At 46.8% G+C, this 17749-nt stretch carries 13 protein-coding genes; 9 read left to right on the top strand and 4 right to left on the bottom strand.

Translation table 11 applies throughout. The features are described from left to right. The first annotated feature begins 15 nt into the window (after positions 1-15). The 8 genes from KUA49_RS16670 (at position 16) to KUA49_RS16635 (ending at position 8278) form a co-directional block, all read left to right on the top strand. On the top strand, positions 16-1227 hold the full coding sequence (locus KUA49_RS16670) for a bifunctional 3,4-dihydroxy-2-butanone-4-phosphate synthase/GTP cyclohydrolase II (protein ID WP_203040886.1): 1212 nt from the start codon (positions 16-18) through the stop codon (positions 1225-1227). Between the two features lie 113 nt (positions 1228-1340). Next, on the top strand, positions 1341-2534 hold the full coding sequence (locus tag KUA49_RS16665) for a pyridoxal phosphate-dependent aminotransferase (RefSeq protein WP_218412718.1): 1194 nt from the start codon (positions 1341-1343) through the stop codon (positions 2532-2534). A 255-nt stretch (positions 2535-2789) separates the two neighbouring features. Next, positions 2790-3626, top strand: a complete 837-nt coding sequence (locus KUA49_RS16660) for a MotA/TolQ/ExbB proton channel family protein (protein ID WP_217763894.1) — start codon at positions 2790-2792, stop codon at positions 3624-3626. 30 nt (positions 3627-3656) lie between these two features. Further along, complete coding sequence (locus KUA49_RS16655) at positions 3657-4301, top strand: ExbD/TolR family protein (RefSeq protein ID WP_218412717.1); 645 nt, start codon at positions 3657-3659, stop codon at positions 4299-4301. Further along, positions 4302-4946, top strand: a complete 645-nt coding sequence (locus KUA49_RS16650) for an ExbD/TolR family protein (RefSeq protein WP_218412716.1) — start codon at positions 4302-4304, stop codon at positions 4944-4946. Positions 4947-4978: 32 nt separating this feature from the next. Further along, the gene (locus KUA49_RS16645; protein WP_218412715.1) at positions 4979-5830 is read left to right on the top strand and encodes an energy transducer TonB; all 852 of its coding nucleotides are present in this window, start codon (positions 4979-4981) and stop codon (positions 5828-5830) included. 55 nt (positions 5831-5885) lie between these two features. Continuing rightward, positions 5886-6800, top strand: coding sequence for a PstS family phosphate ABC transporter substrate-binding protein (locus KUA49_RS16640; protein ID WP_412178589.1), 915 nt, complete (start codon positions 5886-5888; stop codon positions 6798-6800). 59 nt (positions 6801-6859) lie between these two features. Continuing rightward, positions 6860-8278, top strand: a complete 1419-nt coding sequence (locus tag KUA49_RS16635) for a tetratricopeptide repeat protein (RefSeq protein WP_218412713.1) — start codon at positions 6860-6862, stop codon at positions 8276-8278. A 413-nt stretch (positions 8279-8691) separates the two neighbouring features. On the opposite strand, the gene KUA49_RS16630 is transcribed toward KUA49_RS16635, so the two are convergent. Further along, positions 8692-8859, bottom strand: coding sequence for a 4Fe-4S binding protein (locus tag KUA49_RS16630; protein ID WP_006849139.1), 168 nt, complete (start codon positions 8857-8859; stop codon positions 8692-8694). Positions 8860-9041: 182 nt separating this feature from the next. Between KUA49_RS16630 and KUA49_RS16625 the strand changes: the two genes are divergently transcribed. Continuing rightward, positions 9042-9788: a porin family protein gene (locus KUA49_RS16625; protein ID WP_218412712.1), complete on the top strand. Its 747-nt coding sequence runs from the start codon at positions 9042-9044 to the stop codon at positions 9786-9788. 136 nt (positions 9789-9924) lie between these two features. Here KUA49_RS16625 and KUA49_RS16620 read toward each other — a convergent pair whose 3' ends face one another. The 3 genes from KUA49_RS16620 to KUA49_RS16610 all read right to left on the bottom strand — a co-directional run bounded on the left by KUA49_RS16620 (position 9925) and on the right by KUA49_RS16610 (position 17678). After that, positions 9925-12030, bottom strand: coding sequence for a glycoside hydrolase 43 family protein (locus KUA49_RS16620; protein WP_218412711.1), 2106 nt, complete (start codon positions 12028-12030; stop codon positions 9925-9927). A 146-nt stretch (positions 12031-12176) separates the two neighbouring features. Beyond that, a complete protein-coding gene (locus KUA49_RS16615) occupies positions 12177-14609 on the bottom strand; it encodes a glycosyl hydrolase family 95 catalytic domain-containing protein (protein ID WP_218412710.1) in 2433 nt (810 codons plus the stop codon). Between the two features lie 105 nt (positions 14610-14714). Then, a complete protein-coding gene (locus KUA49_RS16610; protein ID WP_412178588.1) occupies positions 14715-17678 on the bottom strand; it encodes a family 43 glycosylhydrolase in 2964 nt (987 codons plus the stop codon). Positions 17679-17749: the final 71 nt, after the last annotated feature.

The following is a 17749-nucleotide window of genomic DNA, read 5'->3' as shown; positions in this document are numbered from 1 at the left end:
AATAAAGTATCACAAATGGCAGACATCAAACTAAATAGCATCGAAGATGCAGTAAAGGATTTCCAGGAAGGAAAGTTTGTTATCGTAGTAGACGACGAAGACCGCGAGAACGAAGGCGACCTCATCATCGCCGCAGAGAAGATTGATGCAGAGAAGGTAAACTTCATGCTGAAGAACGCAAGAGGCGTGCTCTGCGCACCGATTACACTGAGCCGTTGCGACGAACTCGACTTGCCTCACCAGGTTTCAGACAACACCTCCATGCTCGGCACACCATTCACCGTAACCGTAGACAAGCTGGAAGGCTGCTCTACAGGTGTATCGGCACACGACCGTGCAGAGACCATCAAGGCACTTGCCGACCCTAACTCAACTCCACAGACATTCGGTCGTCCTGGCCACATCAACCCACTCTATGCACAGGACAACGGTGTATTGAGAAGAAGCGGCCACACCGAGGCAGCCATCGACCTCTGCAAGATGGCAGGACTCTATCCAGCCGGTGCACTCATGGAAATCATGAACGAAGACGGCACCATGGCACGCCTGCCAGAGCTGATGAAAATGGCGAAGGAGTGGAACCTGAAGGTAATTTCCATCAAAGACATGATAGAATACCGCCTCAAGAAGGAATCGCTCATCGAAGTGGGCGAAGAGGTGGATATGCCAACCGACTACGGACACTTCCGACTCATCCCATTCCGCCAGTCAAGCAACGGATTGGAGCACATGGCACTCATCAAGGGCGAATGGAAGGAAGACGAGCCAATCCTGGTTCGTGTACACTCATCATGCGCCACAGGCGACATCCTGGGCAGCAAGCGCTGCGATTGCGGACAGCAGTTGCACAAGTCAATGGAAGAGATTGAGAAAGCAGGCAAGGGAGTCATCATCTACATGCAGCAGGAAGGCAGAGGCATCGGACTGATGAACAAGATTGCCGCCTACAAGCTGCAGGAAGAAGGATACGACACCGTAGATGCCAACGTGCACCTCGGCTTCAAGCCAGACGAGCGCGACTATGGCTGCGGTGCACAGATGCTCCGCCACCTTGGCGTACACAAGATGCGCCTGCTCACCAACAACCCGGTGAAGCGTGTAGGACTGGAAGCATACGGACTCGAAATCGTAGAGAATGTAGCCATTGAAGTTGAACCTAACAAGTACAACGAGCGCTACCTCAAGACCAAAAGAGACCGCATGGGGCATACTTTGCACCTCGGATAATGTAATTTTTGTTATTATTTCGGGTCAAAACCCGAAATAATGAGCAAAATTCTTCCGAAAAAGAAATAATTTGTTTAATTTTGCACACGAATATTTAATATAAACAAAGAATTATGGCACAATTATCTGATCGTCTTAACAGATTGGCACCATCAGCAACGCTGGCGATGTCACAGAAGAGTAGTGAAATGAAAGCTCAGGGTATCGATGTAATTAACATGAGTGTAGGTGAACCAGACTTCAACACGCCTGACAATATCAAGGAGGCTGCGAAGAAGGCTATTGATGAGAACTTCTCACGTTACTCACCAGTTCCTGGTTACCCAGACTTGCGAAAGGCAATTGTAGCCAAACTGAAAAAGGAGAACGGCCTCGACTACACTATGAACGAGATAATCGTCGGCACAGGTGGCAAGCAGTGTGTATGCAATGCCGTATTGGCACTCGTGAACCCAGGCGACGAAGTTATCATCCCAGCTCCATATTGGGTAAGCTACCCACAGATGGTGAAGTTGGCTGGTGGTACACCAGTCATCGTGAACGCAGGTTTCGACCAGGACTTCAAGATGACAGCCGAGCAGCTGGAGAATGCCATCACAGAGAAGACCAAGATGCTCATTCTCTGCTCTCCTAGCAACCCAACAGGTAGCGTATATTCAAAGGAGGAATTGTCAGCATTGGCAGCCGTTCTCAAGAAGCATCCAGAGGTATTCGTGTTGGCAGACGAAATCTACGAGCACATCAACTATATCGGCAAGCACCACAGCATTGCCCAGGAGCCAGGAATGAAGGAGCAGGTAATCATCGCCAATGGTGTATCTAAGGCATACGCCATGACAGGATGGAGAATCGGTTTCCTCGCAGGTCCGGAGTGGATCATCAAGGGCTGCAACAAACTGCAGGGTCAGTACACCAGCGGTACCTGTTCAGTAAGCCAGAAGGCAGCCGAGGCAGCCTACACACTCGACCAGGGTGCCGTAGAGGAGATGCGTGTAGCCTTCGAGCGTCGCCGCAACCTGATTGTGAAGCTGGCTAAGGAAGTACCAGGACTTGAGGTCAACATGCCACAGGGCGCATTCTATCTCTTCCCTAAGTGCAACAGCTACTTTGGCAAGAGCAACGGCGAGAAGACTATCAACAACTCAACCGACTTCGCAATGTATCTGCTGGAGGAAGCTCACGTAGCAACAGTAGGCGGTGACGCCTTCGGCGATCCAGACTGTTTCCGCATGAGCTACGCCACCAGCGACGAGAACATCGTAGAGGCCATCCGTCGTATCAAGGAAGCATTGAGCAAATTGAAATAAAAACGAGCAAACAAGTACGTTTTACGCCCAATTTTGTAAAGAAAAAACGAGATATTGACTTATTTTGAGTTAATATCTCGTTAAAACTTCTTAATTAGGGTAATAGTTTCTCATTATTTATTATCTTTGCCAAAGGATTTTGAGGAAACTTCTCGCACTGGTCAGAAATGACCCAAAAGAGGTCCAAGAAACAACTAGAAAAAACGAGAAAATATTAATAATTTATTAACTAATAATTTAAAAAAAAGTAAAATTATGGCAACTACAAAACAAGCAGCCCCAGCTAAGAAGTCTGAGGGCTTTCAGGGAGTAAGAGGCGCATTCTGGATCATCGTGGTATGTGCTATCATCGCATTCACATTGTTCTTCACATGGTTCGGCAATGACATGCACTTCCAGGATCCAGGCATCCAGGATCACCCAGCAGACATTTGGGGTACTATCTACAAAGGTGGTGTTATCGTACCAGTTATCCACACATTGTTGCTCACAGTGTTGGCTATGACTATCGAGCGTTGGTTGGCTCTTAAGACAGCTACAGGTAAAGGTGCACTTCCTAAGTTCGTTGCAAACATCAAGGCAGCTTTGAACGCAAATGATTTCGCTAAGGCTGAGCAGCTCTGCAACAAGCAGCGCGGTACAGTAGCTAACGTTGTTTTGGCTTCTTTGAACGCTTACAAGTCTATGGAGTCAGGTGCTAACGCATCTTTGAAGAAGGCTCAGAAGGTAGCTAAGATTCAGCAGGCTCACGAGGAGGCAACACAGTTGGAGATGCCAACTTTGACTATGAACTTGCCTATCATCGCTACAATCGTAACACTTGGTACTTTGACAGGTCTTCTCGGTACTGTAACCGGTATGATCAAGTCATTCCAGGCCATGGGTGAAGGTGGTGGCGCTGACTCAGCAGCACTTTCTGTAGGTATTTCTGAGGCGTTGATCAACACCGCATTCGGTATTTTGACATCTTGGTGTGCTGTAGTATCTTACAACACATTTACAAACAAGGTTGATAAGTTGACATACGCACTCGACGAGGTAGGTTACTCAATTGCTCAGACATACGAAGCTAACCACGCAGAAGAGGCTTAATTTTTGCTAACCCTTTAAAATTTTATCGCTATGGGTAAAGTAAAAATTAAGAAGAGTGACGTCTGGATTGACATGACGCCTATGTCAGACGTTATGACCCTGCTGCTTACCTTCTTCATGCTCACCTCTACTTTCGTAAAGAATGAGCCTGTAAAGGTAAATACTCCAGGATCTGTGTCTGAGATTAAGGTGCCAGAAAACGGCGTCTTGACCATCTTGGTAAGTCCTGAAAAGGACAAGGCCGGTAAGCCTACCGGCGAGGGCCAAGTATTTATGAGTATTGATAATACCGATCAGTTGGGAGCAACACTGAGTACAATGACAAGCAATTTCGGTGTGTCATTGAATCCAAAGCAGATTGAGACATTCAAGAGCGAGGGTACATTCGGTGTTCCAATGAGTGACTTGGGCACTTATTTGACTATGAACGCTGCAAAGCGTCCACAGTATCTCCAGACTAAGGGTATTCCTCTCGATAGCATCAGAGGTGGTATGAGCGAGTTCCAGCAGTGGGTTGACGCTGCTCGTAACGTGAATGAGGACATCAAGATTGCCCTCAAGGCAGACGCTTCTACACCTTACAAGACAGTTAAGAGAGTGATGAGCGAGCTCCAGGATATGGACGAGAGTCATTACTATATGATTACACAGTTAAAACAACAGGGGGACGAATAAATGGCTAAGAAAGAAAGCAAACAAAAGAAAATGAATGTCCGCGTAGACTTTACGCCTATGGTGGATATGCTCATGCTTCTTATCACGTTCTTCATGCTGTGTACATCATTGAGCAAACCTCAGACAATGGAGCTGACTATGCCAAGTAATGATGACAACCAACCAGAGGACAAGAAGAACGAAGCAAAGGAATCTGGTACCGTAACTCTTTACGTAACTGCAGACAACAAGATTTATTATGGTGCTGGTATCCCTAAGTACGATGATCCTACATGGATCAAGGAGACTACATGGGGTAGCAATGGTATCCGTAAGGTCTTGCGCGAGCACACTACCGGAGAGGGTTTACGTCCAGTTGAGCAGATTATGATTGCTGTTAGATCTTTGAACGCTGAGCGTCAGAAGAACCCAGCAATGCCTGACAGCGTATATCAGAAGAAGTTGAGCAAGATTAAGGGTGGTGAGTTGGATGGTCGCAAGATCGAGACTCTTACTATCGTAATCAAGCCTACCGACAATGCTTCTTACAAGAACATGGTTGACGCTCTCGATGAAATGCAGATTTTGAACATTGGTACATACGTCATCGACAAGATTAACGCAGACGACGAGAAGCTTCTCAAGTCTAGAAACGTTAAGATGTAATGATGAATACCAACAAATAAAACAAGAAAGAAATGGCAAAAATTGATCTTTACGATCCTAAATGGGTCGATATGGTTTTCGCCGGAAAGAACAAGGAGTATGGTGCATACCAGCTCCGTAAGGGAACTTCTGGCCGAAACATCAAGTCTCTTCTGATCTTGGTCATCGCTGCAGCTCTCGTGGGTGGATTCTTAGCTTGGAAGGTTATCGAACAGAAACAAGCTGAAGAACAGCAAGCTTACATGGAAGCAATGGAGTTGGCTAAACTCCAGGAGCAGGCTAAGAAAGAAGAAAAGAAGAAACCTGAGAAAGTGCAGCCTAAGATTGAAGCCAAGAAGGAGATTCCTGTGGCGCGCGAAACTCAGAAGTTTACTGCACCTGTCATTAAGAAGGATGAACTCGTAAAAGAGGAAAACCAGGTTAAGCAGATGGATAAATTGGACGACAAGGTTGCTGTCGGTTCTGAAGACAAGGAAGGTGTGAAGGACCGTACAGTGGAAGCTGTGAGAAGTGAGATTGCCGTGGCAGCTCCACCACCACCACCAGCTCCAAAACCTGAGGTTGCTACTAAGGTCTTCGACGTCGTTGAGGAGATGCCTTCATTCCCTGGTGGACAAGGCGCCTTGATGCAGTACTTGGCTAGCAATATCAAGTACCCAGTCGTAGCACAGGAGAATGGTGTTCAGGGTCGTGTTATCGTTTCATTCGTGGTAGAGCGTGACGGTTCTATCTCTGATGTAAAGGTAGCTCGTTCCGTTGACCCTTCACTTGACCGTGAGGCACAGCGCGTCGTTAAGAGCATGCCTAAGTGGAAACCAGGTAAGCAAAACGGTTCTGCTGTACGTGTTAAGTATACTGTACCAGTTGTATTTAGATTGCAGTAATAGAATGAAAAGAACATCTTATATTTTTATAGGTATAGGATTAACAGTACTATCAATGGCTTTCTTCTCGTCTTGCGGCGAGAAGAAAGCCAAAGATGGTAGAACTGATACTCCTACTTCAGGCACAATTGAATTTGTGGCTGACGAGAGTTTGAGTCCTATCATTGACGAAGAAAGAAGTCAGTTTGAGTATGAATACCCTAAGGCTAAGCTCAAACCAAAATACACAGATGAAGTCACAGGACTTCAGATGATCAAGGATTTCAAGACAGCACTCCTCTTCACTACCCGTAACCTAAAGGATAGTGAGATTGCCTACTTGAAGTCGAAAAGCAATGTGATTCCTTCAGTTTTCCCTATCGGATATGACGGCTTGGCGTTCATTGTCAACAAGAGCAACAATGATACTTGCATCACCGTGAACGATATCAAGCGAATTCTTACAGGAAAGGCTACCAAATGGAGTGATGTTGTGCCAGGTTCCAAGAGAGGTGACATCGAGGTAATCTTCGACAACACCCGCTCGGCTACTACCAACTTCGTGGTAGATTCAGTTCTGCACGGAGAGAAGATGGGTGCCAAGATCATGGCGGCAAAGACCAGTAAACAGGTCATTGACTTCGTTGATCAGAACCCAGGTTCCATTGGTGTTATCGGATCCAACTGGTTGAACGACCGACGCGATTCCACCAATACTACATTCAAGAAGAATATTCATGTCATGCGAGTATCCATCAAGGATAAGGCTACTCCATCCAACAGTTGGCAGCCATATCAGGCATACTTGCTGGATGGAAGATATCCATTCGTAAGAACTATATACGCTATCGTGGTAGATCCTCACAAGGCTTTGCCTTGGAGTTTTGCCAACTACATCTCTAACCCTAAAGGTCAGCTCATCCTGTTCAAGACAGGATTGCTCCCATATCGTGGAGACATCACAATCAGAACAGTAAATGTGAAACGCTAAGAGGCGGAAACGCCAAAGAGCTGATACACTGAAAGTTGAAACGTAATTAAAGTAGAATTATGAAAGCAGTTAAATATTTAGTAGCAGGTTTGCTCGTCATGGGTTTGGCAGCTCCTGCAATGGCTCAGGACGTTAACTACAAGGACGCTCTTAAGCCAATAGAGACAACTTTGAAGGCTGGCAATGTAGATGCCAAGGCATTTGCCAAGACCCTCAAGGAGTACCAGAAGGAGTATAAGAAGGATCCTAAGGCACTCGTTGCATTGGGTAATGCCCTTGTTATCAACAAAGACTACACCAACGCTCTGGCTGTAGCTGATGCTGTCATCGCAAAGTACAAGAATTATGGTGATGCCTACATCCTGAAGGGTGACATCTACGCTATGCAGGACAATGGTGGTGAGGCAGCTACATGGTATGGTCAGTGTATGACTATGGACCCTAAGAATCCTCAGGGTTACATCAGCTACGCTAACGTATACCGCAAGATTGACCCACAGGCTTCTGCAGAGGCACTGAACAAGTTGAGAGAGGTAGATCCTAACTACCCTATCGAGGCAGAGACAGGTCACAACTACTACTCTATCGGTAACTACGAGAAGGCCTACGAGAACTTCACAAAGGCTAATCTCAATACCATGGAAGAGTACATCTACTACGAGTACTGCTTCACTGCATACGTATTGAACAAGAAGGAAGATGCTCTCAAGTTGTGCAAACAGGGTATCCAGAAGTATCCTAAGGATACAGCATTCCAGATTTTGGCTATGCGTGCGGCAGTAGATACTCAGCAGTTTGAGGACGCTCTCAACTATGCCAACGCTGTGATGAACAACGCTGACATCAAGAAGAACTCTAGTATCTATGCATACTATGGTTTGGCTCTGGCTGGCAACAAGCAGTATGATCAGGCTTTGGCACAGTATAACAAGGCATTGGAGATTAACAAGGAAGACTTCAAGCCATACCAGTATATCTCTGAAACCTACAAGCAGATGGGCGAAGAGGATAAGGCTATCGAGTACGCTCAGCTCTATATGGACAAGAACCCTAATGTTGCTCCATCAGACTACGTGAAGATGGCTGAGATTTACAATGCAAAGGCACAGAAGGGTGGCGACGCTAAGGCTGCTAACGTAGACAAGGCAATCGCTGTATATAACTCATTCGCAGCTAAGTATCCACAGTTAAAGGCATACGCTGATTTGCAGGCTGCAAACATCGCATTCCAGAACGAGTTGGACGACAAGGCTCTTGAGAACTACCAGAAGGTTATCACCGAGGTAGAGAACAAGCAGTATGATGAGGATGAGAAGGGCTATCTGATGCAGGCATACAAGAACGCCGGTTACATCTACTGGAGTTCTAAGAACGACTTGGAGACAGCTAAGCCATACTTCGAGAAGTTGATTCGTCTCGATCCTAACAATGCTCTTGCCAAGAAGGCTTTGGGCTTGGAGGAAGAGACAGCTCAGTAATGAGGAAAACGGCTCGGTAATGAGCATGCGGCTGCTCAGCAATAGAGCATCCAGATATAAAAAGTATTTAAGAGGTTGCCTTTTCGAAAGCGACATCAATATAAAGAAATCAAGTAATAAGCAAATTTGGGCGGTGAAGATTCATTTCTTCACCGCTTTTTTATGGTCATAACTTGTCTATTTTTTGCAAGCTTAAACAAGCCCAAATTTTGCAGGCACAAACATACCTAGTTTTCTATAGGCTTAAACAAGCCTATATTTTCCCTTAAGGGAAAATATTTGTTCCCTTAAGTGAAACTGTATGTTCCCTTAAGGAAACATATTCCTACTATTTTCCACAAAAAGAAAAGAGCGACTCCCCGGAAGGAACCGCTCTCAATGTTTTATGTAACTAAAAGTATCTATCCTTATAATTAAGGAAGACTGATTGCCTCGTTAGGGCAAACATCTGCGCAAGTACCACACTCTGTGCAGAGGTCTGGGTTGATAGAATACTTCTCGCCCTCAGAAATAGCGCCTGATGGGCACTCATCGATACATGTACCGCATGCGATACAATCGTCACCAATTACGTATGCCATAATTCTTAATGTTTTTATAATGTTAATAATATTGTTTCTACCTACTTTTGATGGTGCAAAGATAATAATTATTTTTGGAATACCTACATTTAGGTATGCTTTTTTTTAGTTTTTTGCTCAATTTATACATTATCGAAATAAAATACAAAACAATAAGATGCAAATACTCACGTTAATATTATATGAATAAGAAACTTATTGCAATATGGATAGGCATCATCATCGCTATACAGGCGATGGCTCAGGAAAGGACGGTGGAGAACCGCCCTTATACCGACCTGCGTCCATTCCACTTCGGAGTGGTGGTGGGTACCCACTTCCAGGATATTGAATTTCAGAATATAGGTCCAATTACCTATACCGATAACGACGGTGTAGAGCAGCATTCTACGGTCACTGTAGACCAGGATAAGTACGACCTGGGCTTTACTGTTGGCGTATTGGGAGAATTCCGCCTCAACAAGAGCTTCCAGTTCCGTGTAGCCCCAGCCATGTACTTCGGAACCCGCCATCTCACCTTCCATAATCTCACAGAGAAAGATGGACAGGAAAAGCCTACAGAACAGCGCCAGGAGATGAAGACAGCCTATATAGCCAGTGCCTTCGACCTTATCTTTGCCGCAGAACGCTTCAACAACCACCGCCCTTATATGATGGCAGGTATCACCCCGATGATGAATCTGAGCGGAAATACTTCCGGTTTCATCAAACTGAAGAAATCAGAAGTGTTCCTCGAACTGGGTCTAGGATGTGATTTCTATCTGCCCTACTTCAAACTGCGCCCTGAGCTCAAGTTTATGTATGGCATCACAGATACCTTCGACAGTAATCAGGTAAAAAACGTCCGAGACGACAGCAAGAAGCCTTACGCCATGGCAGCAAAAGCTGCACACAGCAAAATCATTGCCCTGACTTTCTATTTCGAATAAACTAACACTATTCCGAATAAGCTAACACTATTCCGAATAAGCTAACAGGTTTAAAAGAAAACGATAAAACAAGAAGAGCTTGATTCCAATACAAGGGAACCAAGCTCTTTTCATATATAACATAACGAGAATGTGCCTATTCCACTATTTCCCAAGCAAAGACACATCCATTCTTCATTCCAGCATCAGCTCCCTGGAAATCAGCAGAATATGGGCTTCCATCAGCTGTATGCTTACCCACATAGCGCTGCATCTTCAAGGAAAGAAGCATGCAGTGGTTATAGAGCATATCCTGCCATACAAACTCCTCAGCCTTGCTGGCATCCGATGTGAGTCGTACATCGCCCGACAGACCGGCACCTGCGATATAAACATATCTTCCGTCAGCCGTCTTCAAGGCAATCTTGCCCTGTCCTCTATCTTCCACCACGAACTTCACGCCATTGCTCATATTCTTCCGGTTTCCGGAACTATGCATCAACCCGTGGCGGGTAGCGTCCATCAAACTTCCATCAGCGAGGTTGAAAAATCTCACGGTCTTTCCGATAGGCAGATTGGCAGTTCTGTCTGCCATTGGCTCCTCCACCTTGAAATCATCAAAATCAGCAACACCACCATTCATATTCTTCTTGTTGAAGGCATAAAGTGCCACACGAACACCCTGGAAGGTCTTCAACTGATAAGGGGAAATCATCTGCTCGCCGATATTCTCCCAGTTTTTGCCATCCAGAGAATAGGAATATTGCAACTGGCTCTTGTCGTAGTCACCCCAAAGGCGCAACCATACTACCTTACTTTTAGCCAACGGCTTCAACACTTCCTTGTTGGTATTCTGATCATAACATCTCAAGTTCACCCCCTTATCCGTCTTGACAACGCCCAATGAAGCGTATGGCGTATTGATGGCACCTAAACCAGCCTCATCACCTACCTTCAAACGGGAAGCATCAAGTTTTACAGATGTATAAGAAACAGGTCCGATGGCACGCTGCGTCAATGTATTCTTTGCCCAAAGCAGTTGCTTGGCAGGCATGGAATGCAAACGGAGCCATCCCTTTCGCTCCTTATTCAGCGACCACATCTTGTCGTTCGGATTATGATTCCATTGCCAAACCGGTTTGAAGGTCTTGCCAGAGAAATCATCACATCTTTCGTATGGTGCCTGAGGTGTCTTCACCACATGGTTAGGCTTAAACCAGGTGCGAGGTGAACGGCCCAGGTTCTTCTCCAAGCCGAAGTAAGGCCAGCCATCCACCCAAGTAACAGGTGATAGGCACACCGTTCTACCCACGGCATTGAAGTCCTGCATAGAAACGCCCCACCATTTGCCGTCAGGAGCCTGCACGATGCCGCCCTGATGAATGGTAGCACAACCCAAGTTCACGCCATTAGGCTTGTTGTTCTGGAAATTGAAACCATCTTCCGGCAAAGGCCGACCGATTCCCATGTTACCTACACTCCATCCTGCAGCATAACCATACGATTCGCGCTCACTAATTACGCAAGTTTCGTAAGGTCCCCAGATGCTCTTGCTTCGGGCACACTGCATGCGGCCCATCGGTGAATAATCGGCAGAGAGGATGTAGTACATGCCGTTGATTTTATACACATGATGTCCCTCACCCATCGCATTGCCTTCAGGAATCACCACCTTGCTGCTGCCCTCTACCGGACCGCTCAAATCGGGCTTCAACTCCGTAACGGTCACGTTTCCATACTTGTGCACGGCATAAATCTTACCATCCTCATCGAAGAGCACAGAGAGGTCGTAGATATCGCCATTAACTTTATGATGCGTCCAAGGTCCCTTGACACTATCAGAAATATACACCTGCAAGCCATGTCCGTTGATATTAGAGAAGATATAGAACTTTCCGTTGTGATAGCGGATGGCAGGTGCCCAGATACCCTGTCCGTAAGCCTCCTTACCGTTTCTGAGATTGAAGTCATCTGAATCATCCAAACGGTCGAAGCAATAAGAAGAGAACTCCCAGTTCACCAGATCCTTGGAATGCAGCACCACCAGTCCCGGCACACTGTGCATCGTAGTACCTGCCAGATAGTAATCCTCCCCCACTCTGATGATATCCGGGTCAGAAAATTCATCATAAAACAAGGGGTTGGTAAAGGTACCATTCCCGTTATCAGCCGACCATGACTTGCCAGCCAAAGTCTGTGCAGAAACACTCAAGGAACCGCTCAGCAGAGCGATGCAGCAGGTTGCAATTAATACTTTCTTCATTGTAATTCTCAGGTCTAAAATTTTATAGTTAATAATATAGCCGCAAAAGTACCACTTTTTATCCACTTAAAGGTGGAAAAAACGATACTTTTACGGCTTTTTTTGATATTTACCTATATAAAATACGATTATAAGACTTGAAACACCTATTTTAAACCGGAAAGCTGATAAGTCTTTCCTGGCTCTGTTTCCAAATCATATTCATACACCGCTGGGATATTCGCCTTGACGCCTTCTTCCATTCTCTGCTGCTCCATCGCTGTTTTTACCACAGCAGGTGCCAGCAAGGCATTCGGACAGCCACCTTCCGCCTTCTTCAGATTCTTCGCCTTCAGCGGAACGTAGGAGCGGAGACGCAGCACGCCTCCGATGGTGGAGCGAATCTTCGCCTTCATCAGTCTGCCATTCTTCCAGTCCATATCCACCACAAAGCCGCCACGGGCACGAAGTCCCTTTACGCTTCCCTCGTTCCAGGCATCAGGCAATGCCGGCAAGAGATGCACGGCTCCATCATGACTCTGCAGGAGCATCTCTGCGATGCCGGCTGTTACTCCGAAGTTGCCGTCTATCTGGAATGGTGGATGGGCATCGAAGAGATTCGGATAGGTTCTGCCCTCAGGATACTCCTTTGCCTGCGCATCAGATGGTAACAGACGAAGCATATTACTGATGATTCTGAAAGCATGATTACCATCGAGCATGCGTGCCCAGAAGTTCGTCTTCCAACCCAGACTCCAGCCCGTAGCCTGGTCGCCACGATGCTTCAGAGTGGTGGCTGCGGCATGGAACAGTTCCGGATGAGAGAAAGGAGAAATCTGATTGGATGGATACAATCCATAGAGATGCGAGATATGGCGATGCTCATTCTTCGGATCATCCGCATCCACAAGCCACTCCTGCAACTGTCCGTACTTTCCTATCTGCATCGGCGGAATCTGAGAAATCAGCTGCTGCATCGCCTTGCGTTCAGCCTCATCAACACCCAATATTTCAGAAGCCTTCACAGCACTGGTCAGAGCATCGAAGGCTATCTGGTTGTCCATCGTGCATCCCGCCGTTACGGCAGTTCTCTTACCCTTAGGTCCCTGTTCCGGACTCACCGACGGCACGGTTACCTTCCATTCGGTGCCCGGCAACTTCTGCATATAGTCGAGATAGAACTCAGCGGCACCTTTTATTACCGGATACCACTGTGCAAGGAAAGCCTTGTCGCCCGTATAGAGATAATGCTGCCAGAGATGAGTGGTGAGCCAGGCTCCGCCATTCGGAAACATGCCCCACTGCGCACCGTCCACCGGACCTGCTATGCGCCAAATATCGGTGTTATGATGTGCCATCCAGCCACGACAACCATACATTTCCCTAGCCGTCTGTGCTCCCGTTACACTCAAATCCTTAATCAGCGAATACAGAGGCCCCGTGGTGTTACCGAGATTCGTTACCTCGGCAGGCCAGTAATTCATCTCCGTATTGATGTTGATGGTATATTTACTGTCCCAAGGCGCATTTTTACTGTTGTTCCAAACACCCTGCAGGTTTGCAGCCTGTCCACCAGGCTGGGAAGAGGAAATGAGCAGATAACGACCATAGTTATACATCAGTGCCACCATCGCCATATCCTTGCTGCCTGCAAATTTTTCCAGGCGCAGGTTGGTAGGCAACGAAGCATTGATATCGGCTGGCAAAATCAGAGAAGAAGTAGCGAACTGCTTCCGATAAGCCTCCACATGGCGTTTCTCCAACTGTGCGTAGCTCATCAGTTTCACCTTATTTATATAGTCGGCATTGCGTTGGGCAGCATTGCCCGACACATCGTGATAGTTCACAAAATTGGTGGCAGCGCTCACGAGGATGGTTGCCTCGGTGCCATCCGTCCTTACATCTGCCACACATTCGGCAGTGAGAGCCGCCTTGATGCCTTCCTGGTCTTGTCCCTTCACCTTCAGCATAACCCCTGTAGGCGTTTTCTGAACTTGATGTTCAAAAGGCGAATCCAGGGTAACATCGATATTCAGGGCACCCTTTCTACTCGCCTTGATGTGGCAAACGATGATGCCATCAGCCAGCGAAGCAAAGGTAGTACGGGTATATCTTACGCCATCCATCATGAAAGAAGTCGTGGCAATCGCCCTCTTCAAATCCAGGTTGCGCACAAACTGCTCAGCCTTTCCCCGGTTCTTCATTCTGATATGCAGATTTGCCATCGGCAGGAAGCGCATGCCATGAGGTCCTGGGATGAAGGTTTGGTTGATGAGAGCCGCTGCCTCCTCTTCCCTGCCATTGAAGATGAGTTCCCTCACCTTTGGCAGATTCTCCAGGGATTTCTTACTATTGTTGTTATGAGGACCGCCACTCCAGAAAGTCTCCTCATTCAACTGGATATTCTCGTCCGTAGTTCCGCCATATACCATACCTCCCAAGTGAGAATTTCCTATAGGTAAAGCCTCCAGCCAATGTTGGGCAGGAGCGTTATACCAAAGCCGAGTACTATTATCTGTGCAACTTGTCTTAGCCATCATCTCTACCGGAAACAATAGTCCCAAGACCCAAGCCCCCAAAATCATCTTATTTCTGTTCATAAAATCAGCATTGATTAGTAATTAAAAACGGCACAAAGATAAGGAAACTTTTTGATTTTCCATCACTTTGTGCCGTCAAAATTAAAAATATCTCAAACTTTAAACCTATTTTCTTTTAGAATACTCAAAACTATCTACATCCACATATCCGCCAGCAGCCTTTGTGGCATAGTTGTAGATGGCGATACGGGTACCCATGAAGAGGCGGCGATAATCATACTGCATCTTGAAATCCTTGATGGCAGGAATCCAGGTCTTGCCGTCTATACTATATAATAAGGTGGCGAGATCCTGATGAAGACGGAAATCGCAACTCATCTTCAGATAGATGATGCTTGATTTCGTTGCCTTATCCTGCTTCAGATTCAAAGGCTGGCGATACACCTCCTCACGCTTCACATCAGTCACCGCCTTCTCCTTTTCAGTCAAAGCTACACTCTCCTTGGTACCAACCACAAAGAGTTTCTTGCCTTCCTTTACGATAGAAAGCAGGGCTGCATCACCCTGAAAGGCTGACAAGCCAGCCACATCGCCATCTTTCATCTTGCTTACATCCATCTTGATGATTCCCTCGCAGGCAGGTCCTTCGGTACGGGTACTGATGGTATTAGGAGCCAGGAAGATGTTAGGAACAATACGGGATGTCTTCAGGCGGAGCCAGCCCTTGCGCTCTGTGAGCGACCAGGCATTATCCACAGGATTGTGGTTCCACTGCCACTGCAATTCCAGTTTATCCTTCGAGAAATCGTCGCTATACACGAGTCCCTTACCATCGTAGCCCAGCACAGGCTTCTGCATCTTGGCAGGAATATTGCCCTTCTCATCGGTCAGCATAGGCCATCCGTCCTTCCAGGTACATGGCTCAAGCGTGAGCACTCTGCCCACACCACCACGGTCTTGGAATACGATGCCATACCAGTTGCCATCCTTATCATCTACAATCGTACCTTGTCCCACGCCGTTGAATCCGGCAAACTCCGTTTCCAGAATCACCTTCTTTTCGTAAGGACCCGTTATCTTATCTGCACGATAACAAACCTCACGACGAGGATGTCCCTGTGGCCACGAAATCATCAGGAGATAATACTTGCCGTTGTGCTTGATCATGCGAGAGCCTTCGAGCAAGCCTGTTTCATCAGCATCACGCTCAAAGAGTTTACGATGGCTGCCCGGCACCACATCCGTCAGGTCGGCATTCAGCTGCACCATCTCTCCTGTGCCATAAACCACATACGCCTTGTCGTCGTCATCGAAGAAGAGAGCGGCATCATGAAAATGCTGCAAACGGCTGTGGATAGTCCATTTGCCCTCGATATCATCGGCTGTACAGATATAAGTCTCTCCACCAGGATTATCATTCGGAGCAAAGAGCGCATAGAACTTGCCACGATGATACTGCAGCGAAGTGGCCCACTGACCACGACCATACACCGTACCCTCCTTCATGTCATACTTAGGCGAATCGGTAAGTTTAGGGAAGATATAGTTCACGGTTTCCCAGTTCACCAGATCCTTCGATTTCATGATAGGCGCACCCGGCATCAGATGCATGGTGGTACTTACCATATAGAAGCTGTCACCCACACGGATTACATCCACATCAGGCACATCAGCCCAAACCACAGGATTGGCGAAATTCTTCTCAAACTTCCACCAGTCGAAATTGAAGAGTTTGCTTCCCTTCAATCCCTTGAACACGAAGTATATATCATGCTTTCCTGTCACTTTCTTGAGCATTTGTGCCGAGAAAGTCTTCCACTTTTCCCAGCCACCCGTCTTGGTAACATCAAGTTTAGCTATCAGTTCGCCATCTTCCTTATCGAGATGAACCTCCAGCGAACCTCCAAGCGACGAGCACGCTGCAGAGATGGCAAATGCATCCGGACTCTCATTTCCGAAATCCGCCTCGCGCACCTTGATATAATCACCTGTATGGATTTCTGAGATATAAACACCCGTCTCGTCGGTCTGCTCCGACTTCACTCCCTTAGAGAAAGCGATGGTTTCAGCTTCCTGGCGCTTGTAAGGATTGAGGGTTGCGATAGGAGCCACTCCTTCCTGAGTATGGTGGATAATTGGGAAGGTACCGTCGGCATTATATTTGAATTCTTCCACAGCTACACTGCGTCCGAATCCGCCTCCCAGTTTACCCGTATGATAGAAGAAATAAGACTTGCCCTTGAAGTCGGTCACACCGCAATGGTTAGTAAAGGAACCCGTATCTTCCAATGGCATGATTTCGCCCATATACTTCCATGGTCCGAAAGGCTTCTTGCTCATGGAATAAGCGATATGCTCAGGCACTCCACCTGCAGCATAAAGCATATAATAGTTCTTGCCACGCTTCATGAACCAAGGTCCCTCTGTGTAGCAATCTTTATATTTTCGGGTAGAATCACGCTTCTCCACGTCAGGCGAACCGAATCCCTCCTCAGTCATCACGATTCTGCCCACTTCACGCTTTTCATCAACAGCAGCCTTAGCATCTATACCCCCCTTGAAGCTGATCATATCTTCATTCAGTTTGGCATAGTAAAGATGCGGATTACCCCAATAGAGATAAGCCTGACCATCCTCGTCCATCCAGACGGTAGGGTCGATATTGTCCCAACTTCCATTATCGAAAAGCGGTTTGCCCATCGCATCCTTGAACGGACCGGTAGGAGAATCAGCCACAGCTACGCCGATAGCCATTCCGCCCGTCAGTTTAGAGTGCGCACAGATATACCAGTAATACTTACTATTACGTTCGATGGCCTGTGCTGCCCAGGCACGGTCGTCTGCCCAGGAAAAAGAACTGAGATCGAGCGGAGAACCATGGTCTGTCCAGTTCACCATATCCTTGGTGGAATATACACGCCATTCGTTCATCCAGAAGAAGTCAGCCTTATCTTCATCATGACCGGTATATACATAGAGACGGTCTCCGACAACCAGAGGTGCTGGGTCGGTAGTTAACTGTGTTTGCACGATTGGGTTCTGTGCATAGGCAGCACCCTGCATGGCAAGCAGCCATGCACTTATCAGTAACGGCTTTCTGAGAGCCAAGATTTTCGTTGTATTCATCATTATGATTGTTTTTTCGTTTAATGCTGCAAAATTACGAAAAAATAATCATAATGACTTTATAGAATGTTTCA

This window comes from Segatella copri, assembly GCF_019249655.2.
Classification (GTDB): domain Bacteria; phylum Bacteroidota; class Bacteroidia; order Bacteroidales; family Bacteroidaceae; genus Prevotella.
This window is presented reverse-complemented; position numbering and strand designations above follow the sequence as displayed.